General features: G+C 70.8%; 23 protein-coding genes. 13 read left to right on the top strand and 10 right to left on the bottom strand.

Annotation, left to right across the window (positions count from 1 at the left end; all coding sequences use genetic code 11):
* From grpE to ACIBVP_RS25625, 5 genes are all read left to right on the top strand, one after another.
* On the top strand, window positions 1–540 hold the full coding sequence (grpE, locus tag ACIBVP_RS25645; RefSeq protein WP_396108850.1) for a nucleotide exchange factor GrpE: 540 nt from the start codon (window positions 1–3) through the stop codon (window positions 538–540).
* The gene (locus tag ACIBVP_RS25640; RefSeq protein WP_396108849.1) at window positions 537–2,381 is read left to right on the top strand and encodes a dynamin family protein; all 1,845 of its coding nucleotides are present in this window, start codon (window positions 537–539) and stop codon (window positions 2,379–2,381) included. The genes grpE and ACIBVP_RS25640 overlap by 4 nt, the downstream gene beginning before the upstream one ends.
* 86 nt (window positions 2,382–2,467) lie before the next feature.
* Complete coding sequence (locus ACIBVP_RS25635; protein ID WP_396108848.1) at window positions 2,468–3,229, top strand: DUF6802 family protein; 762 nt, start codon at window positions 2,468–2,470, stop codon at window positions 3,227–3,229.
* Window positions 3,230–3,545: 316 nt separating this feature from the next.
* Window positions 3,546–5,369, top strand: coding sequence for a phosphoenolpyruvate carboxykinase (GTP) (locus ACIBVP_RS25630; RefSeq protein ID WP_396108847.1), 1,824 nt, complete (start codon window positions 3,546–3,548; stop codon window positions 5,367–5,369).
* Between the two features lie 107 nt (window positions 5,370–5,476).
* On the top strand, window positions 5,477–5,695 hold the full coding sequence (locus ACIBVP_RS25625) for a hypothetical protein (RefSeq protein WP_396108846.1): 219 nt from the start codon (window positions 5,477–5,479) through the stop codon (window positions 5,693–5,695).
* A gap of 147 nt (window positions 5,696–5,842) precedes the next feature.
* On the opposite strand, the gene ACIBVP_RS25620 is transcribed toward ACIBVP_RS25625, so the two are convergent.
* Window positions 5,843–6,850, bottom strand: coding sequence for a sigma-70 family RNA polymerase sigma factor (locus tag ACIBVP_RS25620; RefSeq protein WP_396108845.1), 1,008 nt, complete (start codon window positions 6,848–6,850; stop codon window positions 5,843–5,845).
* Complete coding sequence (locus ACIBVP_RS25615) at window positions 6,847–7,839, bottom strand: NADPH:quinone oxidoreductase family protein (RefSeq protein ID WP_396108844.1); 993 nt, start codon at window positions 7,837–7,839, stop codon at window positions 6,847–6,849. Before ACIBVP_RS25615 ends, ACIBVP_RS25620 begins: the two co-directional genes overlap by 4 nt.
* 91 nt (window positions 7,840–7,930) lie before the next feature.
* Between ACIBVP_RS25615 and ACIBVP_RS25610 the strand changes: the two genes are divergently transcribed.
* Window positions 7,931–8,512 carry a peroxidase-related enzyme gene (locus ACIBVP_RS25610; RefSeq protein WP_396108843.1) on the top strand — a complete coding sequence of 194 codons (582 nt, stop codon included), beginning with the start codon at window positions 7,931–7,933 and terminating at the stop codon, window positions 8,510–8,512.
* Here ACIBVP_RS25610 and ACIBVP_RS25605 read toward each other — a convergent pair.
* The 4 genes from ACIBVP_RS25605 to ACIBVP_RS25590 are packed head-to-tail and all read right to left on the bottom strand — an operon-like array spanning window position 8,502 to window position 15,208.
* The gene (locus ACIBVP_RS25605) at window positions 8,502–9,428 is read right to left on the bottom strand and encodes a GNAT family N-acetyltransferase (RefSeq protein ID WP_396108842.1); all 927 of its coding nucleotides are present in this window, start codon (window positions 9,426–9,428) and stop codon (window positions 8,502–8,504) included. The two genes, ACIBVP_RS25610 and ACIBVP_RS25605, sit on opposite strands and share 11 nt — an antisense overlap.
* 34 nt (window positions 9,429–9,462) lie before the next feature.
* Window positions 9,463–10,332 carry an ROK family protein gene (locus ACIBVP_RS25600; protein WP_396108841.1) on the bottom strand — a complete coding sequence of 290 codons (870 nt, stop codon included), beginning with the start codon at window positions 10,330–10,332 and terminating at the stop codon, window positions 9,463–9,465.
* A gap of 5 nt (window positions 10,333–10,337) precedes the next feature.
* Window positions 10,338–11,099, bottom strand: coding sequence for a peptidylprolyl isomerase (locus tag ACIBVP_RS25595; RefSeq protein ID WP_396108840.1), 762 nt, complete (start codon window positions 11,097–11,099; stop codon window positions 10,338–10,340).
* Complete coding sequence (locus tag ACIBVP_RS25590) at window positions 11,096–15,208, bottom strand: NEW3 domain-containing protein (RefSeq protein ID WP_396108839.1); 4,113 nt, start codon at window positions 15,206–15,208, stop codon at window positions 11,096–11,098. Before ACIBVP_RS25590 ends, ACIBVP_RS25595 begins: the two co-directional genes overlap by 4 nt.
* Window positions 15,209–15,356: 148 nt before the next feature.
* On the opposite strand from ACIBVP_RS25590, the gene ACIBVP_RS25585 reads away from it, so the two are divergent.
* Window positions 15,357–16,553, top strand: a complete 1,197-nt coding sequence (locus ACIBVP_RS25585) for an AAA family ATPase (RefSeq protein ID WP_396108838.1) — start codon at window positions 15,357–15,359, stop codon at window positions 16,551–16,553.
* Window positions 16,554–16,781: 228 nt separating this feature from the next.
* On the top strand, window positions 16,782–16,928 hold the full coding sequence (locus tag ACIBVP_RS25580; protein ID WP_396108837.1) for a hypothetical protein: 147 nt from the start codon (window positions 16,782–16,784) through the stop codon (window positions 16,926–16,928).
* Between the two features lie 627 nt (window positions 16,929–17,555).
* Here the strand turns inward: ACIBVP_RS25580 and ACIBVP_RS25575 are convergent.
* Window positions 17,556–18,827: an acetyl-CoA C-acetyltransferase gene (locus ACIBVP_RS25575; protein ID WP_396108836.1), complete on the bottom strand. Its 1,272-nt coding sequence runs from the start codon at window positions 18,825–18,827 to the stop codon at window positions 17,556–17,558.
* A gap of 105 nt (window positions 18,828–18,932) precedes the next feature.
* On the opposite strand from ACIBVP_RS25575, the gene ACIBVP_RS25570 reads away from it, so the two are divergent.
* Entirely contained in the window at window positions 18,933–20,255 is a 1,323-nt protein-coding gene (locus ACIBVP_RS25570; protein ID WP_396108835.1) for a 3-oxoacyl-ACP reductase, read from the top strand.
* Window positions 20,255–21,094, top strand: a complete 840-nt coding sequence (locus tag ACIBVP_RS25565) for a MaoC family dehydratase (protein WP_396108969.1) — start codon at window positions 20,255–20,257, stop codon at window positions 21,092–21,094. Before ACIBVP_RS25570 ends, ACIBVP_RS25565 begins: the two co-directional genes overlap by 1 nt.
* On the opposite strand, the gene ACIBVP_RS25560 is transcribed toward ACIBVP_RS25565, so the two are convergent.
* A complete protein-coding gene (locus tag ACIBVP_RS25560) occupies window positions 21,078–21,671 on the bottom strand; it encodes an NAD(P)-dependent oxidoreductase (protein ID WP_396108834.1) in 594 nt (197 codons plus the stop codon). The genes ACIBVP_RS25565 and ACIBVP_RS25560 overlap by 17 nt on opposite strands.
* Window positions 21,623–22,519: an EamA family transporter gene (locus tag ACIBVP_RS25555; protein WP_396108833.1), complete on the bottom strand. Its 897-nt coding sequence runs from the start codon at window positions 22,517–22,519 to the stop codon at window positions 21,623–21,625. Before ACIBVP_RS25555 ends, ACIBVP_RS25560 begins: the two co-directional genes overlap by 49 nt.
* A gap of 63 nt (window positions 22,520–22,582) precedes the next feature.
* Between ACIBVP_RS25555 and ACIBVP_RS25550 the strand changes: the two genes are divergently transcribed.
* Window positions 22,583–23,065: a MarR family winged helix-turn-helix transcriptional regulator gene (locus tag ACIBVP_RS25550; protein ID WP_396108831.1), complete on the top strand. Its 483-nt coding sequence runs from the start codon at window positions 22,583–22,585 to the stop codon at window positions 23,063–23,065.
* On the opposite strand, the gene ACIBVP_RS25545 is transcribed toward ACIBVP_RS25550, so the two are convergent.
* A complete protein-coding gene (locus ACIBVP_RS25545; RefSeq protein ID WP_396108829.1) occupies window positions 23,062–23,703 on the bottom strand; it encodes a TetR/AcrR family transcriptional regulator in 642 nt (213 codons plus the stop codon). The genes ACIBVP_RS25550 and ACIBVP_RS25545 overlap by 4 nt on opposite strands.
* A 78-nt stretch (window positions 23,704–23,781) precedes the next feature.
* Between ACIBVP_RS25545 and ACIBVP_RS25540 the strand changes: the two genes are divergently transcribed.
* Entirely contained in the window at window positions 23,782–24,390 is a 609-nt protein-coding gene (locus tag ACIBVP_RS25540; protein WP_396108828.1) for an SCP2 sterol-binding domain-containing protein, read from the top strand.
* Window positions 24,391–24,484: 94 nt separating this feature from the next.
* The gene (locus ACIBVP_RS25535) at window positions 24,485–24,889 is read left to right on the top strand and encodes a hypothetical protein (protein WP_396108827.1); all 405 of its coding nucleotides are present in this window, start codon (window positions 24,485–24,487) and stop codon (window positions 24,887–24,889) included.

Here is a 24,889-nt window from a genome sequence, read left to right as displayed (position 1 = left end):
ATGGCATCGTGGTTCAAGCGCCGCGAGGAGAACGACGGCGACGCGGCGGAGGCCGACGACGCGCGCGACGACTCGACCATCGAGGTGAAGGCCCAGGTCATCGCCGACGCGGTCCGCGCGGCCGACCAACAGCAGCAGCGGGTCGGGCCGCAGGCGGGTATCGCGGCCGACGGGCTGGTGGCGGGCGGTGACTTCGCCGACCCCGACGACACCCCGCAGAGCCCGGAGGCGGTCGCGCTCGACCAGGCGCTCGCCGAGCGCAAGTCGCTGGTGCAGCTGTGCCTCTACGCGCTCGACCGGGCCAAGAGCGCCGGTGTGGTCGAGCGGCTGGAGGAGGGGCTCGCGGGCGTCGGCGTCGACGCCATCCGTCCGGAAGGCGTCCGGTTCGACCCGGCCTACCACGAGGCGGGCGGCACGGTCGCGACCGCCGACGAGACGCTCGACGGCGTGGTCGCCGAGACCGAGGTCGTCGGCTTCTCCGACCGCGGCGAGGTGCTCCGCGTGCCGATCGTGACGGTCTACAGCAAGGGCGCGTCATGACCGCGCCCGCGCCGCAGAAGCAGCAGAAGCCGTCGTTGCCCCAGCAGGTCAAGGCGACCCGCGAGAAGCTGCTGACGCTGCTGAAGGAGGCCGACCCGGACTCGGCGGCGTGGGTCGAGGAGATCAGGACCAAGCGCAAGGGCACCCCGTCGGCGGTGGTGGTCGGCGAGACCAACCGCGGCAAGAGCTCGCTCGTCAACGCGCTCATCGGGCAGCCCGGCCTGTCCCCCGTGGACGCCGAGGTGGCCACCGCCACCTACCTGATGTTCTCCCACGCGGAGGAGTGGCAGGCCCGCGCCTGCTACCCCGGCCAGGTCCCGCCGGTGCCGATCGAGCTGCCCGAGCTGATCAACTGGGTGTCCGCGGCGCACGAGCTGCCCGGCGGCCGGCTGCCGCCGAGGTACGTGGAGATCGACGGCCCGTCCGAGCTGCTCGGGAAGCTGACGCTGGTGGACACGCCCGGCGTCGGCGGCCTCGACTCCATGCACGGCGAGCTGGCCAAGGAGGCCGCCTCCTCCGCGACCGCCCTGCTGTTCGTCGTCGACGCCTCGGCGCCGTTCACGATCGGTGAGCTGAACTTCCTCGCCGAGGTCGGCGAGCGCGTCGAGACCGTCGTCTTCGCGTTGTCCAAGGTGGACCAGTACCGCGGCTGGCGGCAGGTGATGGAGGAGGACCAGGCGCTGCTCGCCGAGCACGCGCCCCGGTTCGCCGGCGCCACGTTCCACCCCGTCTCGGCCCGGATGTACGAGATGGCGGCGAAGGCGCCCAGCCCCGAGGCCGCCGCGATGCTGCGCGAGCGGTCCGGTGTGGAGGAGCTGCGGAACGCGCTCGTGGGCCTGATCGCCGGGCGCGCGGCCATGCTCGGCGAGGCCAACACGATGCGTGCCCTGTCGACCGCGCTGACCGAGCTGAAGGTCAGGCTGGAGAGCGAGAAGCGCGCGCTGTCGACCGGTGAGGACGAGGCCGAGAAGCTGCGTGCCCGCAAGGACGAGCTGACCGGCGAGCGGCGGTCGTCCACCAAGGGGTGGCAGGTCCGCATGCGCACCGAGATCCAGCGCACCCGCGTGGAGAACAACCACGAGGTCCAGCGGCAGATGCGGGACGTGCAGTCGTGGTTCCGGCAGGCCATCGACGCCGCGGGCAAGGACGAGCTGCGCGAGCTGCCGCCCCAGGTCGACGCCGCGTTGCAGATGGTGTCCGGCCGGATCAGCCAGTCCGTGGCCTACCGGCTGAACCAGGTGGCCGAGGCGGTGCTCGGCGAGCTGTTCACGGTGGACGAGGTGGCGATGATCCGCGCCCAGTTCGCGCGGACCGGCCAGCCGATCATGGTGCGCCAGGTGGAGAAGCGGCCGCCGACCACCGAGGACAAGCTGCTCGTGTTCATGGGCGCCACGGGCGGCCTGTCGGCGGGCAAGATGGCCCTCCTGCCGCTGGCGGGCGTGGTCGCGGCGCCGATCCTGCTGGTGCCGACGATCGCCATCGCGCTCGGCGCGGGCTGGTGGCTGTCGACCACCCGCAAGCACTCCGCGGACAAGCAGCACATGAAGCAGTGGCTCACCGAGGCCATCGCCGACGCGCGTTCCACTGTGGACCAGCTGCTGGCCGAGCAGCTCATCGAGGCGGAGCAGCAGCTGTCGCTCTCGCTGGACGAGGCGCTCGGAAAACGCATCGCGGGTATCGAAGAAGAGCTCCGTGAGGTAGACAAGGCACTACGGTTGGACACCGCGGAGCGGACGAAGCGCCTGAACGCGGTGAACAAGCGACTGGTCGACGTCAACGCCGGCCAGGAACGCGCGGAGAAGCTGCTCGCGGCGATCCGCTCCGTCCGGGACCGGGCGTGACCTCTCCGATCGTGGAGGGAACCGTCCGGCCCCACAGTCAGTCATACATCCAGCAACACTGAATGCACATATAAGGGGGCAAGCCCGTGTACGTGGACGACGACACCTCGGCTGACACGACCGACACCACCGAGGACACCACCGGCTACGAAGACGACTCGACCGGCACCACGGGCGAGGACGACCTGGTGGTCGAGATCGACGGCGAGGAGTACCACGCCGAGGAGAACGTCGACATGACCGGTGACGGTCAGAACGACACCGCGGTCGTCGAGACCGAGGACGGCTACCTCGCGTTCGCGGACACCGACGGTGACGGCACCGCCGACGTGGCCGTCGAGTACGACGCGGAAGGCAACCCGATCGCGGGTGCCGAGTACGACGAGTCGACCGGTGAGTGGACCGCTGAGGACGTGGAGAGCCTCCCGGCGCCCACCGACGGCGGTGCTGACGATGCCGATGGGTCCGGCACCGACACCACCGACACCACGGACACGACCGACACCACCGAAACGGGCACGGGCGGCGAGGACATCACCGTCGACATGCCGGGCGAGGACGTGGACGCGGGTCCGGCCACGTACGACACCGACGGTGACGGCACCAACGACACCGCGGTCGTGACCGACGCGGACGGCACCACCTACGCGTTCACCGACGCGGACGGCGACGGCGAGGCCGACCAGGCCGTGATCATCGAGTCCGACGGCGACGTCACCGTGGCCGAGCACACGGGCGAGGACGAGTGGACCACCGTCGAGGAGGGCCACATCGACGAGCAGGGCAACTACGAGGCCGAAACCGGTGGCGCGTCGACGGCCACGGCGTCGGACGCCGCGTGGCGGTGACCTGAACCACTTACGCACGAAACAGTCAAAAGCCGATCCCGGCAGGCGCTCTGCCTGCCGGGATCGGCTTTTGTGCGGTAGACCACTCGTACATCTGTGTACTGAATCGATATCCGAATCGGTCTTGTGGCCGACCCGACACGTCAGCTCTCGTTTGATCCTGCGCCATGTGGTTAACCTCGTGAGCATCCCCAAGCGAAGTCCCGTTCGGCGGCCCCGGACGGGTACCTCGCCGTTCACTCAGGACGCCGGAGTCCGGGCCCACGGACCGCGGCGTCCTGAGTCGTTCGGTGTCCCAGTCAGGAGATGAAGCGAGATGACGGCAGTGGCAATCCCAGGTGTCGACAACGCACCGACTACGCACGGACGGCTTCTTTCCTGGGTGCGGGAGGTGGCCGAGCTGACCACTCCGGACCGTGTGGTCTGGGTGGACGGCTCGGATGAGGAGTGGACCCGCCTGACCGACGAGCTGGTCGAGGCCGGGACCTTCACTCGCCTGGAGAAGAAGCCGAACTCGTTCTGGGCCGCTTCCGACCCCGACGACGTCGCCCGCGTCGAGCAGCGCACGTTCATCTGCTCCGTGGACCCCGACGACGCGGGCCCCACGAACAACTGGATGGCCCCGGCCGAGATGAAGGCCACCATGACCGAGCTGTACCGCGGCTCGATGCGTGGCCGGACGATGTACGTGATCCCGTTCTGCATGGGCCCGCTGACCGCCGAGAAGCCGATGCTGGGCCTGCAGCTCACCGACTCCGCCTACGTCGTGGTGTCGATGAAGATCATGACGCGCATGGGGACGAAGGCACTGGAGCGGTTCGTTGCTCCGGACGGCACCGAGCGTGACTTCGTGCCCGCGCTGCACAGCGTCGGCGCGCCGTTGGAACCCGGCCAGGAAGATGTCCCGTGGCCGTGCAACGAGGAGAAGTACATCTCGCAGTTCCCGGAGACCCGCGAGATCTGGAGCTACGGCTCGGGGTACGGCGGCAACGCGCTGCTCGGCAAGAAGTGCTACTCGCTGCGGATCGCGTCGGTGCAGGGCCGCGACGAGGGCTGGCTGGCCGAGCACATGCTGATCCTCAAGCTGATCTCCCCGGAGAACAAGGTCTACTACGTCGCGGCCGCGTTCCCGAGCGCGTGCGGCAAGACGAACCTCGCGATGCTCGAGCCGACCATCCCGGGCTGGAAGGTCGAGACGCTCGGCGACGACATCGCGTGGATGCGGTTCGGTGAGGACGGTCGCCTGTACGCGGTGAACCCGGAGGCCGGGTTCTTCGGCGTCGCGCCGGGCACCGACTACCACACCAACCCGAACGCGATGCGCACGATCGAGAAGGGCAACTCGATCTTCACGAACGTGGCGCTGACCGACGACGGCGACATCTGGTGGGAGGGCATGGGCGAGCCGCCCGCGCACCTCACGTCGTGGAAGAAGCAGGACTGGACGCCGGAGTCGGACGAGCTGTCGTCGCACCCGAACTCGCGGTACTGCACGCCGATGTCGCAGTGCCCGATCCTCGCGCCGGAGTGGGACGACCCGAAGGGCGTGCCGATCTCGGCGATCTTCTTCGGCGGCCGGCGTGCGGACACCATCCCGCTGGTGACCGAGTCCCGCGACTGGCAGCACGGCACGTTCATGGGTGCCACGCTGTCGTCGGAGACCACCGCCGCCGCGAAGGGCAAGGTCGGCGTGGTGCGCCGCGACCCGATGGCGATGCTGCCGTTCATCGGCTACCACGCCGGTGACTACTTCCAGCACTGGATCGACACGGGCAAGCGTGCCGACTCGGACAAACTGCCCAAGATCTTCTACGTCAACTGGTTCCGCCGGGACGAGAACAAGAAGTTCCTGTGGCCGGGCTTCGGCGAGAACTCGCGCGTGCTGAAGTGGGCCATCGAGCGCATCGAGGGCAAGGCCGCCGCGACGGAGACGCCGATCGGCTACGTCCCGACCGCCGACGACCTGGACCTGTCCGGTCTCGACGCTTCGCGCGAGGACATCGAGGCGGCGCTGAAGGTCGACGCCGACGAGTGGCGCGCGGAGATCCCGCTGATCGAGGAGTGGTTCGCCAAGATCGGAGAGAAGCTGCCGACGCTGCTGCGTGCCGAGCTGGACGCGCTGAAGACCCGCCTCGGCTGACGTTTCTTCGGGTGAGAGCGGGGACCGCCTTCGGGTGGTCCTCGCTTTTCACATCACGATCATGGAGTGGCGTCGTCGACACCATGAGCGATCGTGGGAGGTCAGCGATGTGCGACAGGTGGCAGTGGCAGCTTTCCGGGTATGACGGCCGGGTGCACGCGTTCGAGAAGGCGGACGGACTGGCGAGCTTCCTCGAGGCGGTGTGCGGTCACAGCGTGCCGGTCGACAAGGCGCAGCCGGGCCACGAGGGCACCCGGTGCGTGGCCTGCCTGCTCATCGTCGGTAATCACCTGACCGAGTATCACCGATCCGGTGTCGCGTCCTAGGTTTGTCCACAGCCTGTGGATAACCCTGTGCACAGCCTGTTGATTCGACCCTCAGGCTGTGACCAGGCGTGACGCCGACGACATGCGAACGACATGTCGACTTCACCCGGAAGACACCTGTGTTGTCCACAGATCCAGGTGTCACGCTCAGCCACGAAGGTTCGTTCGAACGGGTAGCACGTCCGGGAAACCGAACAGCGCGACCAGCGACGGATCGTGGAACTCGACCACGCGGGAGACACCGGTGACGGTCGCGTCCAGCACCACGATGCCGTGCGCCCGTCGCCGGTGGTACACGGCGGCGGCCGGCTGGCCGTTGGCCGTCGTCGCGATCATCCGCCAGTCGCCGGGCACGCCGAGCACGTACTCGTCGAGCAGGTGGACGCACCGGACCCGGCCCGCGTACCACTCACGGAACGGCGTCGCCTCCAGCGTGGCGTCCGTGCGCAGCACTCGCTCCAGCATGCCGGCGTCGGCGCGCTCGAAGGCCGCGATGTAGCCGTCGAGCAGGGCCCGCGCCCGCTCGTCGGCCGGTTCGAGCAGTTCCCCGGGCTCCGGCGCCAGTTCGTGCAGCCGGGCACGGGCACGCTGCAGACCGCTCTTCACCGCCGCGGTGGTGGTGCCGAGGACCGCCGCGGTCTCGTTCGCGGAGAACGCCAGCACCTCGCGCAGGATGAGGATCGCGCGCTGGCGGGCGGGCAGGTGCTGCAGACTCGCGACGAGCGCCAGCCGCAGCGACTCGCGCGCGACCACCGCCTCGGCCGGATCGTCGGTGGCCGGGGCGACCCACCGGTCCGGCAGCGGTTCCAGCCAAGAGACCTCGCCCGGCGCCACCTGGACCGGCGGGCGATCGGGTCCGTCGTGCGGACCTCCGAGGTCGGAGGGCAGCACCCGCTTCCCGCGCCGCTCCAACGCGGTCAGGCAGACGTTGGTGGCGATCCGGTAGAGCCAGGACCGGACCGACGCACGGCCCTCGAAGCCTGCGTAGGAACGCCACGCCCGGAGATACGTTTCCTGCACCAGGTCCTCGGCGTCGTGCGCCGAGCCGACCATGCGGTAACAGTGGACCAGCAGTTCGCGGCGGAACCGCTCGGTCTCGACGGTGAACCGGTCCTGCTCCGCCTCCCGCACGGGCGTCATCATGCCGCGAGTCATGGCAGCAGGGCCAGTTTGCCGACGGTCGCCCTGGCCGCCAGTTCCGCGAGGGCCTTGGGCCCGTCGGCCAGGTCGTAGGTGGTGGCACGGACGGGGGTGAGGACGCCCGCGGCGATCAGGGCGGACAGCTCATTCGTGAGCTCGCCGAAGATCCGGGGTGCTGCCTGGCTCAGCACGCCGATGTTGAGGCCGATGACGTGGACCTGGTGCCGGTACACCAGTGCCCAGTTGGTGACCGCGGCCTCCCCGCCCGCCACGCCGTAGACGACGACCCGGCCGGTGACCGGCTTGGCCGCGGTCAGGCTGGCGTTGAAGGTCGCGCCGCCCGCCGACTCCAGCACCACGTCGGCACCCGCACCGTCGGTCAGTCGCAGCACCTCGGCGGCGAGGTCGTCGTCGCGGGAGTCGAGGACGTGGTCGGCGCCCAGCGCCAGCACCGCCTCGTGCTTGCCCGGCGACGCCGTGGCGATGACCGTCGCGCCGTAGTGCTTGGCCATGGTCACCGCGGCCTGGCCGGTCGCGCCCGCGGCGGCGTGGACCAGCACGGTCTCCCCGGCGGCGACGCGGCCGAGGGGCCTGAGCGCCGCGAGTGCGGTGGGCCAGTTCACGACCAGGCCCAGCGCCTGCTCGGCACTCCACCCGACCGGCACCGGCGTCGCCACCGCCGAGGGCAGGACCATGTACTCGGCGAACGCCCCGTACCCGACGCCGGCCACCCGAGCCCCCGGTCGCGGGCCGGTCACCGCGTCGCCCACCGCCACGATCTCGCCCGCGGCTTCGAAGCCCGCCAGGTACGGCGGCCGAGGGCCGTTGAGGAACGTGCCGTGGGCCCTCGAGATGTCGGCGAAGTTGACGCCGGCGGCGGCGACCCGGATCAGGACCTCCCCAGGTCCAGGGCTCGGTACCGGGGCATCGGTGATCAGACGTGTGTCCTGCGGGCCGTCGAGCGAGGTCTGCTGCAGGGCGCGCATGGTGGCGGGAATGCTCACGGGGATCGGCTTTCTTCTCGGGCTGCGAGGTCGGCCCATGTAGACCCCTGTCAACGCGGAAAGGAATCGCCGCTGGAGCCACAATCGACACATGACCGAGAACATCAGCCGGTTCCCCGTCGCGGAACCCCACGAGCTGCCCGACGACCTGCGTGACCGCGTGAACGCGATCGCCGACAAGTCCGGCTTCGTCCCCAACGTCTTCTCCGCGCTCGGTCACCGGCCCCGCGAGCTGCGTGCCTTCCTCGACTACCACGACGCGGTGATGGAACGGGAGGACAGCGCGCTCTCGAAGGCCGAGCGCGAGCTGGTCGTCGTCGCCACGTCCGGGGCCAACAGCTGCACCTACTGCGTGGTCGCGCACGGCGCCATCCTGCGCATCCGCGCCAAGGACCCCACGATCGCCGACCGGGTCGCCACCAACCCGTGGACCGTCGAACTGAGCCACCGGGAACGGGCGATCGTCGACCTCGCGCTGGCGCTGGCCGTCGAGCCGAACACCTTCGGCGAGCAGGACCTCGACGACGCCCGCGAGGCGGGCCTGACCGACGACGAGATCTGGGACGTCGGCGCGATCACCGCCCTGTTCGCCCTCTCCAACCGCATCGCGCACCTGACCGCGCTGCGCCCGAACGACGAGTTCTACCTGATGGGCCGCATCCCTAGAGGGTGAGCCGCCAGGTCTGCCCGGTCAGCTCGTGGCCGAACCGCATCGCCGTGTCCTCCTCGGCGAGCGTGAACCCGGACCGCTGGTAGATCCGGCGGGCCGGGGCGAGCAGCGACACCGTCCACAGCTCCATCCGCCGGTACCCGGCCGACTTCGCGAACCGCACGCACTCCTCGACCAGCACCGTGCCCACGCCCGCGCCGCGCGCGGTCGGTTCCACGTGCAGCAGCCGCAGCTTCGCGGTCGTGTCGTCCTCACGCACGCAGAAGATCGCGCCGACCCGTTCGCCGTTCAGCTCCGCCACCCACGCCCGCTCGCGCTCCGGGTCGTGGTCGGCCAGGTAGTCGGCGACGATCCGCGCGACCAGCGCCTCGTACGACGAGTCCCAGCCGTGCTCGGTCGCGTACAGCGCGCCGTTGCGTTCGATCACCCAGCCGAAGTCGCCGGGCTCCGGGTCGCGCAGCGCCACGTCCGGCCGGGCCGTCGGCCGGTCGACCCGGTTGCGGATCATCTCCATGGCCTCGATCAGCCGGACCTGCTCGTCATCGGTGAGGTCGGCCAGCAGCTCGCGGATCTGACCGACCGACTTGGTGTCGAGCACGCGGAACGCGTCCCGGCCCTTGTTGGTCAGCCGGATGACCTGCCGCCGCGCGTCCGCGCCGGACCGGTCGCGCCGGACGATCCCGTTGTCCTCGAACCGGCTCAGCAGCCGGCTGAGGTACCCCGCGTCCAGGCCCATGAGCTGCCGCAGCACGGTCACCTCGGTCTCGTCCCGCTGCCCAAGCTCGAACAGGACTCTTGCCTCAGTCAAGGAAAATGGTGTGCTGAGGAGGTGCTCGTTGAGTGCGCCCAGGAACTTCGTGTAACTGCGGTTGAAGGCGCGTACTGCGGCGATGCGGTCAGGCGAGACTGTGGTGGCCATCGTGAGCCTCGTTTCCCGTGAAACAATTCATTGACTAAGTCAAAGAATAGGCCAGGGCGGCCGCCCCGTACAGACCCGCCCCACCGCCGAGCTTCGCCTGCTCGACCCGCAACGCCCGCAGGTAGGACAGCCGGGCGTGGGTCGCGAGCGTCGCCCGCACCGGCTCGAACAGGAGGTCGCCGACCTGCGCCACGCCGCCCCCGATCACCACGAGGTCCAGGTCGCACACGGCGGCGGTCGCCGTGATCGCCAGCCCGATGGCCTGCCCGCCACGCCGGAACGCCTCCGCGGCCACCGCGTCACCGGCGTGCGCGTCGGCCGCCAGCACGCGAGCGTCCGGCCCGCTCCACCCCTGTGAACGCGCCCACCGCACGAGGTGTGTCCCGCTCGCCACCGTCTCCACGCAGCCGCGCCCACCACACGTGCACGGCACCCCGTCGGGCTCCACCACCACGTGCCCGACGTGCCCCGCGTTGCCACTGCTCCCGCCGAACGGCCGCCCGTCCAGCACGAGCCCGCCGCCCACGCCGGTCGACACGACCATCCCGAGCATCGCGGTCGCTCCCTGCCCGGCGCCGACCCAGTGCTCGCCCAGCGCCATGCACAACCCGTCGCCCGCGAGCGCGACCGGCGCGCCGACCAGCTCCCGCACCCGCTCGACCAGCGGGAAGTCCCGCCACGACGGGATGTTGATCGGCGAGACCGTGCCCGCCACCGTGTCGACGGGGCCCGCGCACGCGATGCCCACCCCCGGGAGGTCCCCGGGCGCCAGCTCCGCCACGACCGCGCGCAGCGCGGCGAACGGCTCGGTCCCGGTCGGTCTCGTCGCGCTCCGCGCGAGCGTGCCGTCCGCCCCGACGATGCCTCCGGCGATCTTCGTGCCGCCGATGTCCAGTGCCAGCATGGTCCTCAGTGCCTGTGGGTGTTGTCGGGTTGGTTGGGGTCGCCGGGGTGCTCGAACCCGGGCGCGAGCTCCACGGCGGCGGCCACGTGCTGGTCGAGCCAGATCGTGAACGCCTGCCGTCGCGCGCCAGCCAGCAGGTGTGCGGTGATCTCGTCGCGGGCCTCGGCGAGGGTGCGCGTCCGCGCGGGCCGCACCTCCTCGACCAGCACGGTGTGCGTGCCGAGCGGGTCCCGCACCGGGCCGACCGTGTCCCCGGCACCGGCCGCGAACACCGCCTCCTCGACCGGTCCGGCCAGCTGGCCGCGCCGCAGGACCCGGCGGCGCGGCGGCCCGTCCCCGATCGTGTGCGTCACGAGCCGTTCCTCCGGCACCCGGAACCGCTCGGGGTTGCGCGCGTGGAAGTCCGCCACCGCCTCCGCCGACACCGCCACGTCCTCGGTCACCGCGACGAACACCCTGCGCGCCACGGGACTGCGTGTCAGCAGGTCCGCCGCCACGCTGCCGAGCCCGAGCATCGCGGCCCGGTCCGGCGCGAGCGCGAACAACGCGGGGGCGTCGGTGTCCGCGAGCCCCCGTGCACCGGCCTCCGCCGCGACGATCCGTTCCGCCACCAGCACCTGCACGAGCCACCGCCGCAGCTGCCGTCCCTCGCTCGTGTGCTCGCGCGGCAGCGTCGGCCCCACCGGCCCGGCCCGCAGGTCCGACTCCATGCTGTCCACTTCGGACACGTCGAGGGGACTGCCGGACACCCAGGCCACGGCCGTCACGCCGTCACCTCCAGCGCGACCGCGGGCGAGTACAGCAACCGGCCCGCCCCGGCCACGCGGACCAGCGCCCACCAGCAACCCGGCGCGGCCCACCGCGGCACGTCCACGTCGAACGCCAGCTCCACCTCGCCGCGCGCGGGCAACTCGGCGCCGACGAGCCGCGGCCCGGCGAACTCCCAGGTCCCCCACGGGCTCACGAGCGCCGCCTCGAGCGTGATCGGCGCGTGCGCCACCGACGCGACACGCACGGCCAGTCGGCCGCGTTCCCCGCGCGCCAGCCGCACCGGCTCCGGCTCGGCCGACAACCGGATCAGCCCGTCCTGCTCGAACCCCGCGCCGACGGTCACCACGGCGACGTCCTCCACGACCTGCCGCCAGCTCGGCGGCAAGGCGTCCCCCGCCGGTTCGACCCGCACCCGCACGGGGTAGCGGCCGGGCTCGGCGTCGGCGGCCGCGGTCACCGCGACCTCGCTGGTCAGGTGTCCACCCGGGGGCAACCCGAACGGCAGCTCGGCGGGTTCGGCGGTCCACCCGTCGGGCAGCGCGAGCCGGACGTACCCGTGCAGGTCGACGTCCGTGGCGTCGGACGCGACCGTCACCGTCAGTGCCTCGCCAGCCTCGGCACGTGTGGGGGTGACGTGCACCGCCAGCGGCAAGCCGCCCAGCGGCGCCGGACCGCGGTTGTGCAGCCAGTACTTGGCGTACAACGGCAACACGGGCTCCGCCTCGGGCCCGAGCGCCCCGCCGTCCACAGTGGACCACGCAGCGGCCGGGGCGGCGAGCACGGTGAGCGCGTCGCACCCGGCGACCTCGATCGGCCCGGCCACCGCGTCCCCCGGTTCCTCGAGCAGGTTCGCGGTCGTGAGGTCCGACAGCGTGACCACATCGGACGCGAGCGTCGCGGCCGCGGGCGCACCCGTGTGCGCGACGACCCGGACCGCGAGACGCGCCCGCGGGTCGGCGGCAGCCGCGGAACCGCGGACGAGCGGGTTGCCCGCGGCCTTCACCGCGGCCAGCCGAACGCGGTCGGCGGGCTCGGCACGCAGCAGCGAACCACGTCCTGGCAGCCCGCGCTCACCGTCGTCGGACGTGATCACGGCGTGCAGCGGACGGCTGAACTCCGCGCTGTTCTCGGAGATCCCGGCCGTGCGCCAGTCCCCGTCACCCGCCGCGACCGCGTACCGGAACTCGTGTGTCCAGTGCTGCAGCTGGAAGTTCGACCCGTCCGGCACCGTGCGGCGCGGCGGGTCGATCCACACGCCCGACGGCCAGCCGGTGCACGACCGCAGCAGCGACGCGTGCAGCGTGCCCGCCGCGTCGACCGCGAACCCGGGCAGGCCCCGGTTGAGCAGCGCCACCGACCGGCCCGCGTACTCGTCCTGGCCCGCGTACCCGGCGCCGACGTCGATCACGTTGTCCACCAGATCGTCCACAACGGACTGGATGTGCGCGGTCGGCACCACCAGCACGCCGAGGGAGCGTGCGTCCCGCAGGTCCGCGCTGGGCAGCCACACCTCGGGCAGCGGCTTCTCCGGCGGCACCCAGTAGACGCCGTCCTCGCTGATCCCGGACCGTTCCACCACTTCGGCGGTGAACGCGTTGACGTCCGGCCCGCCCAGCGTGATCCGCACGTCCGGCAGGTTCGAGTCGACCCCGAGGTCGCCGTAGCGGGCGCCCGCCGCGCTGCTGACGGTCGCCGTGACACCGGACCTGGCGAGCGCGATCGCCAGCTCACGGGCCAGCGGCGCCGCCTCCGCCTCGGTCGGCACGATGATCTCCGCGACGCCGATCGGCCGCAGCGCCCCGTCCGCGAGCCGGAGCGAGGCGGCGGCGGACAGGCCGAACCACGTGTGCGCGGGGTTGTCGAGCGTCCACGGGTGCTGCGCCGAGTCGACGTCGATGAGCCCGAAACCCCGGCCCACCACCGCGTTCCCGACCTCGCTGACCGGCAGCGCACCCGGCACCGCGCATGGCCAGCGTACCCGCAGGAGCTGGTCGGAGCCGGTGAACTCGTCGACGGTCGTGGTGCAGTCGACCCGGCCCACGCCGTGCCACAACGTGATCGTCTGCGTGTACCGGACCGTCCCGACCCGGCCCTTCGCGGTGATCCGCTCGCCAACGGGGCAGCGTTCGACGGTCACCTCGGCGGCCGTGGCCGAGGACGTGGTGACCGGTCCCTTCGGCAGCAGGTGCCACGGGCCCTCACCGAACCTCGGGTGCTGGTGGTACTCCTCGTACAGCGCCAGCTCGTTGCCGACCGCACCGTGCGTGATCAGCTCCCGGCCGCGGTCGACGAGGCTCGACACCCCACCGCCGCGAGCCGCGTCGACGGTCACCCGGAACCGGTCGTTCGCCGCGGTCTCACCGTCGACCGCCGACCAGCCCTCGCCGTCGGACTCTTCGAGCCGGAACACCTTCCACCCCAACGGCGGCACGTTCTCGGCGAGGAACGTGGTGGTGCCGTTCTCCACGAGCGCGGGGAGCGTCGCGCCGGTGTCGTCGGTGATCATCCCGCCCGCCGTCACCGTCACCACGTCGGTCCGCTCGTGGTTGAGCGGGTTCCAGACCACGACGGGCTTCCCGGTGCCGCCGGGCAGCGCGACCAGGCCGGACAGCACCTTCAGCGCGTTGTCGCGGACACCGGTCGCGAGGTCGTGCGCGTCGCGCCAGCTCGTGACCAGGTCCAGGTACACCTGGTCGGACTCGGAACCGGTGATCCCGTCATGGTGTGCCCCGTAGGCCAGCTGCACCCACGCCTTCGCGAGCGCGGCGTCCGGGTAGTCGGCGTTGGCGAGGATCGCGGCGAACGCGGCGAACGGCTCCGCCTCCAGCAGGGCGGCCTCGGCGGCGCGCTGTGCCTGCTTGGTGTCGATGTAGGAGACGTCCTTGCCGGTGTAGATCGGGTTCATGTCCCGTGTCTGCGGCGTCGGCTCCGCACCCCGCTCGGCCAGCTCGGCACGGACGGCGGCGAAGAAGTCCCTCGGCAGCGAGCAGACGAACCGCGGCCACACGTAGCGGCGCGCCCAGTGCTTGTGCAGCTCGGTCACCCACTTGTTGGGCGGCGTGTAGTCGCCGCCGACCGGCAGCAGCACGTGCTTCGCGGTCGTGACCCGCTTCAGTTCGAGGAACTCCTGGTAGGCGGCCTCCGCCGCGGCCTCCAGGGACGGCGCGGAGTTCATGCCCCAGCCGGAGCCGTAGTGGTCGGTCATGTAGGCGGTGAGCAGGCCCTTGCCCGACGGGGACAGCCACTCGAACTCGCTCGGGAACTGCATCCGCGTCGGATCGCCCTTGCCCGCGGCCGTCTTCTCCATCGGCCCCCACTGGTGGAACGGCCCGCGCGCCCACGAACTGCTGGTGAGCCCGGCGTCGGCGGCGAACCCGGGGAACGCCGGGTCGTGCCCGAACGCGTCGAGCTGCCACGCCGTGGCGGGCCGGCTGCCGAACACGTCCCGCTGGAAACCCATGCCGTGCACGAAGTTCCGGATCGTGGTCTCCGGGTCGGTCAGGTTCGTGTTCGGCTCGTTGTACGCACCGCCCATGACCTCGACGCGGCCCTCGGCCAGCAGGCGCCGCAACACCTCGCGGTCCTCGGGGTAGGCGTCCCAGTACGGCTTGAGGTAGTCGACCTCGGCGAGCACGAACCGGTATTCCGGCTCGGCGAGCGCCAGGTCCAGGTGTGCCCTGACCAGGTCGAACCCGGCGAGCTGCACCGCGCCGCGCGGCGAGCCGGGGAAGTCCAGCTCGTCCCACGCGGTCGTGTAGGCCGCCTGCGTGTTCCACCAGACCGGGTCGTAGTGGAAGTGGGACACCATGTGCATCGTCCAGCCGGGCTCGGCGACGACCAGCTCGAACTCGGTCTCACCGGCGCCCTCGATGACCACTCTCGCCGGGATGCGGGTGCCGGGCGCGGCCCCCTGGGTGTCCACCCCAACCTCGATGCCGACGTGACCGGTCGCGGCGACCTCGACGGGCGCCGGTGTCGAGATCCCCCGGCCCTCGACATGGACCCGAGCGGCCCCGACCGCCTCCCACGACACCCGGACAACCTGAAGCGGAGCTTCGACCGACCCGACGAACAACTCGGTCGACTCCACGGAGACAACACCCATGTCTCGCACTGTGCTGCCTTCTCCGGGGAAGGCACAAGCCGAAGAACGGATCTTGTCCGGCTGTGTCCACGGTGTGTCCCGCGACACGCCGTAGACCTTTCTGTCCCAATATCGGGATCCTGCTAGAAACCCGGATACGGTCTGATGCGTGGACCCGGTGCGCAACCCGTTCGCCCCTGGAGCCGGACAGCGACCCCCCGAACTGGCGGGCCGCGAGAAGGAGGTCGCCGCGTTCGACGTGGTGCTGGAACGGGTGGCCCGCGGGCGACCCGAGCGCAGCCTCGTGCTGACCGGCCTGCGTGGCGTCGGCAAGACGGTGTTGCTCGGAGAGCTTCGTTCCATGGCCATCCGCCGCGGCTGGGGCGCGGGCAAGATCGAGGCCCGGCCGGACGCCGGTCTCCGCCGCCCGCTGTCGGCCGCACTGCACCGAGCGGTCCGCGACCTGGCCGTGCGGCATCGTGCACCGGACCGTGTCGAGGACGTACTCGGTGTGCTGAAGGCGTTCGCGCTGCGCGCCAGCCCCAGCGACTCGAAGCTGCGCGACCGGTGGCAGCCGGGCATCGACGTGCCCCCGACGCAGGGCCGCGCTGACTCGGGTGACATCGAGATCGACCTGGTCGAGCTGTTCACGGACGTGGCGGAGCTGGCACAGGATGTGGGCACGGGCGTGGCGCTGCTGATCGACGAGATGCAGGACGTCATGGCCGACGACGTGTCGGCCCTGTGCGCGGCGTGCCACGAGCTGTCGCAGTCCGGCGCACCGTTCGTGGTCGTCGGCGCGGGCCTGCCGCACCTGCCCGCGGTGCTGTCGGCGTCGAAGTCCTACTCGGAACGCCTCTTCCGCTACGTGCGGATCGACCGCCTCGACCGAACCGACGCCGACCAGGCGGTGGTCGCCCCGATCGCCCGTGAGGACGCGGGCATCACGGACGAGGCCCTGGACGCCCTGTTCGACGCGGCGGGCGGCTACCCGTACTTCATCCAGGCGTACGGCAAGGCGGCGTGGGACGCGGCCCCGAGCGACCCGATCACCGCGGAGGACGTCGCCGTGGCCGCCCCGGAAGCGGAGGCGGAGCTGGCGGTCGGTTTCTTCGGCTCCCGCTACGAACGAGCGACCCCCGCGGAACGCGAGTACCTGCGCGCCATGGCCGAGCTGACGAAGGGCAAGACCGACGAGGGCGCGGCCACGGCGGACATCGCCTCCCACCTGGGCAGGAAGCCGTCGTCCCTGTCCCCGGCCCGCGACAGCCTCATCAAGAAGGGCCTGATCTTCTCGGCCGAACGCGGCCGCATCGCGTTCACGGTGCCGCACTTCGGCCGGTACCTGCTGAACATGGACGACTGACTCACGCTCTATCCGGCTCTCTAGTCCTCACTCTAGAGAGTCGTATAGGCCTGCATCGAGCTGGATCGTAGGATCGTCCCACATCCTGTGTCAGCGAGATGTCACCGATGATTCACCGGAGTGTGCCCCGCTTCACCGAATAAACGGGTGACTTGCTGCGTTGGAAGAGGCATAATGGTCAGTAGCTGAGGAACCAGCGAAGAAACCAAAGAGGAGCGCAGAACCACCATGAACATCGCCGCCAAGCTCCGCGCCCGCCGCGTCGAGTCCCGCAACCGCCGGGCGGTGAACCACGCGATCGCCACCGCCGCCACCCCGGCCATGCGCGACGAGATCCTGATCATGGCCCAGCGCCAGGCCGCCGGCATCCGGTAACCAAAAAACTTTCTTCGAACCCGTGTAACACCCGTGGCTCCCCCCACGATGTTCCGGTTGACCCCGTAGTGCTGGCGGACCCCCGACCTGGCAGCACTGCGGGGTTTCCATATGGGTGCTCGACGCTTTGCGTCTTCGCGCCCACCCCTTCGTCATCATCTTGGGGGGCCGAGCCCCCCAAACCCCCCACGGTGCGGTCGCTTCCGACCCAGCGTGGGAACTTTCTTGAGTGGCGGCCTACCTCGCTTCGCTCGGTGGCTTGCCCGCGAAGCCGGCCCCCAGCCCCGTGCACAAGCCGGGCGCTAGCCCACAAAGATGGCCTGCCTGCCCTCCCGTCGACCTGGCGAAGCCCGATCACACCGGGTCAAGGGGGCCAGCCCGAAACACCCCCATGCCAAGGTGATGGCCCCCTTGACGCGGTGTGATAGCCCGGAGGGAGGTCGACGGGAGGGCAGGCAGGAACCCATCCTTGCCAGATCTCAGCAGGCCCGAATCGTGAGGCCCCTCCCCGAGATCAGCCCGTCCGGCGAGGACCCCCCGGAGGGCAGCACCCATCCTTGCCAGATCTCAGCACGCCTGAATCGGAAGGCCCTCCCCGAGATCTGCCCGTCCGGCGAAACCGAGCTGTCAGGCGGCTTCCAGGATGGCTGTTGTGCCTTGGCCGCCTGCCGCGCAGATCGAGATCAGGCCTCGGCCGGTGCCCTTCTCGTGCAGGAGCTTCGCCAGCGTGGCCACGATTCGGCCGCCGGTCGCGGCGAAGGGGTGGCCCGCCGCCAACGACGAACCGTTCACGTTCAGCTTCGAGCGGTCGATCGCGCCAAGGGGCTCGTCCACGCCAAGGCGGGTCTTCGCGAAGTCCGCGTCCTCCCACGCGGCCAGCGTGGCAAGGACCTGCGACGCGAACGCCTCGTGGATCTCGTAGAAGTCGAAGTCCTGCAACGCCATACCCGCGCGGGCCAGCATCCTCGGCACCGCGTACGCCGGGGCCATCAGCAGGCCCTCGTGACCGTGGACGTAGTCGACCGCCGCCGTTTCCGAGTGGGTGAAGTACGCCAGGATCGGCAGGCTTCGTTCCTTCGCCCACTCCTCCGAGGCCAGCAGGACCGTGGACGCGCCGTCCGTCAACGGGGTCGAGTTGCCCGCCGTCATCGTGCCGTCCTTGCCGCCGAACACCGGCTTCAGCGTGGCGAGCTTGTCGGCCGTCGAGTCCGCGCGGAGGTTCGCGTCCCGGGTCAGGCCCAGGTACGGCGTGAGCAGGTCGCCGAAGAAGCCCCGCTCGTACGCCGCCGCCAGCTTCTGGTGCGACGCCGCCGCCAGCTCGTCCTGGGCTTCGCGGGTGACGCCCCACTCCTTCGCCGTGATCGCCGCGTGTTCGCCCATCGACAGGCCCGTGCGCGGCTCCGCGTTCCGAGGGATGTCCGGCACGATCTGCGTCGGGCGGATCTTCGCCAGTGCCTTCAGGCGAGCACCGACCGACTTCGCCCGGTTGAGTTCCAGGAAGACCTGGCGGAGGTCCTCGTTCACGCCCAGTGGCGCGTCGCTCGTGGTGTCCACGCCGCCCGCCACGCCGGACTCGATCTGGCCCAGCGCGATCTTGTTCGCCACCTGGACGACGGCCTGCAGGCCGGTGCCGCACGCCTGCTGCACGTCGTTCGCCGGGGTCTCCGGGGACAGCTTCGAGCCCAGCACGCTCTCGCGGGCCAGGTTGAAGTCGCGGCTGTGCTTCAGCACCGCGCCCGCGGCCACCTCGCCCAGCCGCTCGTTCTGCAGGCCGAAGCGGCTCACCAGCCCGTCGAGCGCCGCGGTGAACATGTCCTGGTTCGACGCCGTGGCGTAGTGCTTGTTCGACCTCGCGAACGGGATCCGGTTCCCGCCGACGATCGCCACCTTGCGCGTCATGTCTCGATCACACCCCTGCGAACTGGTCCCGGCTGGCACTCCTAACCTACTCGCGAGTAGGCTTGGCGTCGAGTGAGGCCCCGAACTTCTCAGATGCGGAGCATCATGACCGACCGCTACCAGCAGTTTGCCCGGTCCGGCCTCGGTCGGCAGCTCGTCCGCCGGCTCGGACTGCCCGACCCGACACCGCTGCGACGCCACGCGCCGGGGCAGCCCGCGCTCGACGGGCCCGCCATCGTCGGCGGCAAGGGACGGCTCACCGACACCGTGCACGCGGTGCTGAAGGCGACCGGCACCGACGAGGTCGCGGACGCCGAGAAGTACGCCGCGCTGGTCTTCGACGCCACCGACATCGACGACCCCGCCCGGCTGCGCGAGCTGTACGACTTCTTCCACCCGCTCATGCGCAAGATCGGCACCTGCGCCCGTCTCGTCGTGCTGGGCACGCCGCCGTCGGGCACCGGCCGGGACGCGATCGCGCAGCGGGCGCTCGAGGGCTTCACCCGCTCTGTCGGCAAGGAACTCCGCAAGGGCGCCACCGTCCAGCTCGTGTACGTCGCGCCCGGGTTCGAGGCCGCGGCCGAGTCGACGTTGCGGTTCGTGCTCTCCGCGAGGTCCGCGTTCGTCGACGCGCAGGTCATCCGTATCGGCACCCACGGCGGCGACACCCTCACGCCCGACGACTGGGAGCGGCCGCTCGCGGGCAAGGTCGCGCTCGTCACCGGTGCGTCGCGTGGCATCGGTGCGTCGATCGCCGAGGTGCTGGCCCGCGACGGCGCGCACGTGGTCGCGCTCGACATCCCCGCGCAGGGCGCCGAGCTGTCCGACGTCGCCAACGAGATCAGGGGCGCCGCGCTCCAGCTCGACATCACCGCCGCCGACGCGCCCGCCCAGCTCGTGAAGTACCTGCGGGAACGGCACGGTGGCGTCGATGTCGTCGTCCACAACGCGGGCATCACTCGGGACAAGCGACTTGCCAACATGAAGGAAGGCGCCTGGGACGCCGTCCTCGCGGTCAACCTGTCCAGCCAGCTCGCGGTCAACGACGCGCTCCTCGCCGAGGACGTGCTGAAGCCCAACGGCCGGATCATCGGGGTCTCCTCGATCGCCGGTATCGCGGGCAACAACGGCCAGACCAACTACGGCACCAGCAAGGCGGGCGTGATCGGCATGGTCGACGCGTACGCGCCGGTGCTCGCCGAGCGCGGCGCCACGATCAACGCGGTCGCGCCCGGGTTCATCGAGACCAAGATGACCGCGGCCGTGCCGCTGTTCATCCGCGAGGCGGGTCGCCGCATGAGCAGCCTGCAACAGGGCGGCCTGCCGGTCGACGTCGCCGAGACCATCGCCTGGTACGCGAGTCCCGCGTCGGCGGCGGTCAACGGCAACGTCGTGCGGGTGTGCGGCCAGAGCCTCCTGGGGGCGTGATGGTCGAGCTGTCGTCGCCGCCGAGCCTGCGGGTGCTGTACCCGAAGGCCGTGCTCACAGGCTTCCGTCGCAAGGGTGGTGAGCTGCCGGACACCGTCTACACGCTGTCCGGCGTGCGCACCGACCCCGCGCATCTCGCCGCGTACAACCGGGTGTGCCGGTTCCGGCTGTCCGACGAGCTGCCCGCGACCTACCCGCACCTGCTCACCTTCCCGCTGCAGATCAAGCTGATGGCGGGCGGCGACTTCCCGTTCCCGCTGGTCGGGTCGGTGCACGTGGCGAACCGGATCACGCAGTCCCGCCCGCTGCGCGTCGGCGAGTCGTTCGACCTGCGCGTCCACCTGGAGAACCTGCGCGACCACCCACGCGGCCGGCAGTTCGACGTGGTCGGGGAGGCGCTGGTGGACGGCGAGGTCGTGTGGACCGACGTGTCGACGTACCTGCGCCGTGGCGGTGGGACCGGCAGGTCGGAGAGGTCGGAACGGACCGAACCGCCCGCGCCGACGGCCGTCTGGCACGTACCGGACGACATCGGCCGCCGCTACGGCGAGGTGTCCGGCGACCGCAACCCGATACACCTGTACCGGATGACCGCGAAGATGTTCGGGTTCCCGCGCGCGATCGCCCACGGCATGTGGACGAAGGCCCGCTGCCTGGCGGCGTTCGAGGGCCGCCTGCCGGACGCGTACACGGTCGACGTGGCGTTCAAGCTCCCCGTGTTGCTACCGGCGAAGGTCGGCTTCGCGGCCGCCGAGACCGACGACGGGTGGCGGTTCGATCTCTTCGGTGCAAAGGACGGCAAGCCGCACCTGACGGGGACCATCAGTAGCCCACGGTGAAGCGGGTGCGGTGGTGCTTCGGCCGTTCCGCCTCGTCGAGCAACGCGACGGCCAGGTCCGCGTTCGTGATCCGGGACGTGCCGGACTCGTCGACGACCAGGTCGTCCGCGCCGAGCCGGTAGCGGCCGGTGCGCGGGCCCGCGTCGAGGAACGCGGGCGGGCTCAGGTAAGCCCAGTCCACGGCGACCTGCCCCTGGCACACCGCGAGCTGGTCGGCGCACGCGTTCGCGATGGGCAGCAGCTCGGCCGGGAAGTCCGGGGCGTCCTGCACGAGAACCCCGTCCGGTCTGCGCAGGGTGGCGGCACCGCCGACCAGCAACAGCCGCACGCCGCTGCCCCGCAACCCAGCGAACAACGCGCTGGCCGCGGCCACCAGCTGCGGTTCCTGCCCTGGCTGGGGCCGGGTCGCGCTGATCACCAGGTCCTGACCGGCGGCGAGCCGGGCGACGTGCGCCGGATCGGTCGCGTCGACGCCGGTGGCACGACTGGCGGGCCGGACCTCGTGCCCGCGGGCACGGGCCTCCGCGACTACCTCGCGGCCGACGGCACCGGTTGCGCCGAAGACGGTGATGCGCATGGCTTCTTCTCCTTCACGAGCTGGGGAGCGATGACGGCGGCGAGCACGAGCAGCGCGCCGAGCAGTTGGGGAGCGGTGAGCCCCTGACCGAGCGCCACCCAGCCGAGGACGGTGGCGACGAGCGGGCTGAGCAGCGTCAGGAACGTGACCTTCACCGGCGACATCGCGCCGATCCCGCGGAACCACAGCGAGTACGTGAGCGCGGCGCCGATCAGCGACAGGTACGCGTAGCCGGCGACGTTCACGCCGGTCACCGCCGACGGCAGGCCCTCGACCTGGAACAACGCGGGGACCAGCACGAGCCCGCCCGCGGTGAGCTGCCAGCCGGTGGTGGCGAGCACCGGCGCGGGCGAGCGCCACCGCTTCGCGAGGACGACGCCGCACGCCATCACGACCGCGCCGCCGACCGCGGCGAGCACGCCGATCGTGTCGAGCCGGGCGTCCGCACGCAGCACCAGCAGGCTCACGCCCGCGACCCCGGCGGCGCCCGCCACCACGGTCCGGGTCCGCAGCTTCTCGCCGAGCAGACCGGCGGACAGCGCGCCGACGAGCACCGGCTGGATCGCGCCGACCGTGGCCGCGACGCCGCCGGGCAGCCGGTACGCGGCGACGAACAGCAGGAAGAGGAACGCCCCGATGTTGAGCGTGCCGAGGACGAGTGCCCGCCACCACCAGTCGCCGGTGGGCAGTCTGCGGGTGACGGCGATGAGCAGGAGCCCGGCTGGGAGAGCGCGGACGACGGCCGCCAGCAGCGGCCGGTCGGGCGGCAGGAATTCGCTGGTCACCAGATAGGTCGTGCCCCAGACCATGGGCGCGACCGCAGTGAGCAGGAGTCGATTGCTTAGCACTAAGACAAAGTATCTCAGCGCTAAGAGAACTGCAAGGAGTTATCTCACCGCTAAGGTGTCCGCATGGGTGACCACCTGGACATGGTGCTCGAGCAGTGGGCGGCGGTCCGGCCGGACCTCGACGCCTCGCCGATGGGCGTGATCGGCAGGCTCTCCCGGCTGGCCCGGGTGCTCGACACGGAGCTGAACCGCACGTTCGCCGAGCACGACCTGGACCGCCCGTCGTTCGACGTGCTCGCGACGCTGCGCCGCAACGACCGGCCGCTGACCCCCGCCGAGCTGATGCGCTCGTCCATGATCACGTCCGGCGCGGTCACCCAGCGCGTGGACCGGCTCGCGGCTCGCGGTCTGGTGGCGCGCACGCCCAGTCCGACCGACGGGCGGGTCGTCCACGTGTCACTGACCGACGAGGGACGTGCCCTCATCGACCGTGCGCTGCCCGATCACGTGGCGAACGAGCACCGCATCCTGGCCGCGTTGACCGAGGAGGACCGTGACGCGCTGGCGGACGTGCTGCGCAGGCTGCTGACCAGCCTGGAACCCTAGCCTTCGCTCGGGTGCCAGGTGGTGCCCTCGACGAGGCCGCCGAAACCGATCCACGCGAGGTTCATCAGCCGCGACGCGACGGCCCGGCTCGGCACGTCCGGGTTGTCGAGCCACCAGTCCGCGAGCGACTCGGCCGCGCCGACCAGTGCCGCGGCGAGCGACTCGGTGGCGCCGCGCTCCAGGCCCTCCTTGGTGGCGACCCGGACCAGTAGCGTGTCGACCAGGCTGATCGCCTGGCGGCGCATGTCGAGCAGTTCCTCGGAGAACGGCCCACCCTGCGAGATGGCCTGCCGGTGCAGGACCCGCCAGCTCTCCCGGTGCGCGCCGACGTACTCGAAGAACGCGCCGAGACCGTGCCACAATTGCATGTCTGCGGGTAACTCGGTGCGCACACCCGCCGCGACGGCCGCCAGCAGTTGGGTCGCCTCGCGGTGGATGCACGCGGCGAACAGGTCCTCCTTCGACCCCAGGTACGCGTAGATCATCGGCTTGGACACGCCGGCCACGTCGGAGATCTCGTCCATCGACGCGTTGTGGTAGCCGTGGTCGGAGAACACCCGGACCGCGGCGTCGAGGATCTGCCGCTCGCGAACCTCGCGCGGGAGTCGCTTGACTCGCCGCCGTTCCTCCACGGTCACCGATCCTCCTCAGTCGATCGATCCTTGCCAGCGTACAGAGTCGAACGTAGCGTTACCCGCCAGTAGATAAGGTGGCGTATGCGATTCAGACGCAAACCGGCCGCGTCGACGCTGAGTGGTCCGGTCGTCGACAGCACGGTCGACATCGACGCCTTCGCGCGTGCCGTCGATCCGGTGCGGCTCGACGAGAAGCAGTTCGTGCAGCTCATCGACGTGCTCGACATGCTGGGCCGGGTCGGCACGGGCATCGAGCTGGCCGCGATGCGCACGGACACGTTCGTCTGGTTCGTCTCCAGGGCCTCCGCCGCGCAGCTCGAGCACCTGATGGAGCACCCGCACCTGCGGACGGTCGTGTTCGGCGAGATCTTCCGCCGGATGGGCGAGCACCTGGACCCGGTGAAGGCGGCGACGCTGAACGCGGTCGTGCACTGGCGCCTGTCCGGCGGTGCGGGCCCCGGCGGCTACGACCGCTTCGAGACCGTGATCGAGAACGGCACCTGCAGGTCCGGCCAGTCCCCGACCGCCGACGCCCGCGTCACGCTCACCCTCGCGCCGACGGACTTCCTGCGCGCGGTCACGGGCAGCGTCAACGTGGCCATGCTCTTCATGCGCGGCAAGGTGAAAGTCAAGGGCGACATCGCGTTCGCGGCGGGCCTGATCAACTACTTCGACCTCCCCCGCCCCTGACAGGGCGACTCACGTGAACCGGTCATGCGAGCCGTACCGCTGTGACACGATGTGACCGGCAGTGCATCATGCGTTATCTGGGGAGGGTTTTCGCATGGGTGCGGAGATGGATCCGACCAAGGTTTACATGATTTCGACGCCGCACATGGCGGAGGGGATCGAGCTTTACCTGGACCCTGTGGTCCGGGATGTGCAGCGGGTCGCCGGTACCTACCGGGCGGCCCACGACCAGGCGAAGGCCGCGCACGACCAGCAGACGCCGGGATGGTTCGGGGGCGAGGGAAACGGCCACGTGCGGCCCGCGATCAGCACTTTCCTGAACGAGGTCGTCTACCAGGTCGGCGAACTGGCCGGTGACCAGGAACAGCTGGCCGCGTCGTTGCAGAACTACCGGGAAGCGCTGGTGGCGCACATCGACAAGGCCGTGCGTACGGATCTCACCAACGCGGATCGTTTCCTCGCCATTCATCGCGAGCTCGACGCGAAGCGGGAGTGGTAG

It is taken from the genome of Actinophytocola sp. NPDC049390 (genome assembly GCF_044466355.1).
Lineage (GTDB): Bacteria > Actinomycetota > Actinomycetes > Mycobacteriales > Pseudonocardiaceae > Actinophytocola.
This window is presented reverse-complemented; position numbering and strand designations above follow the sequence as displayed.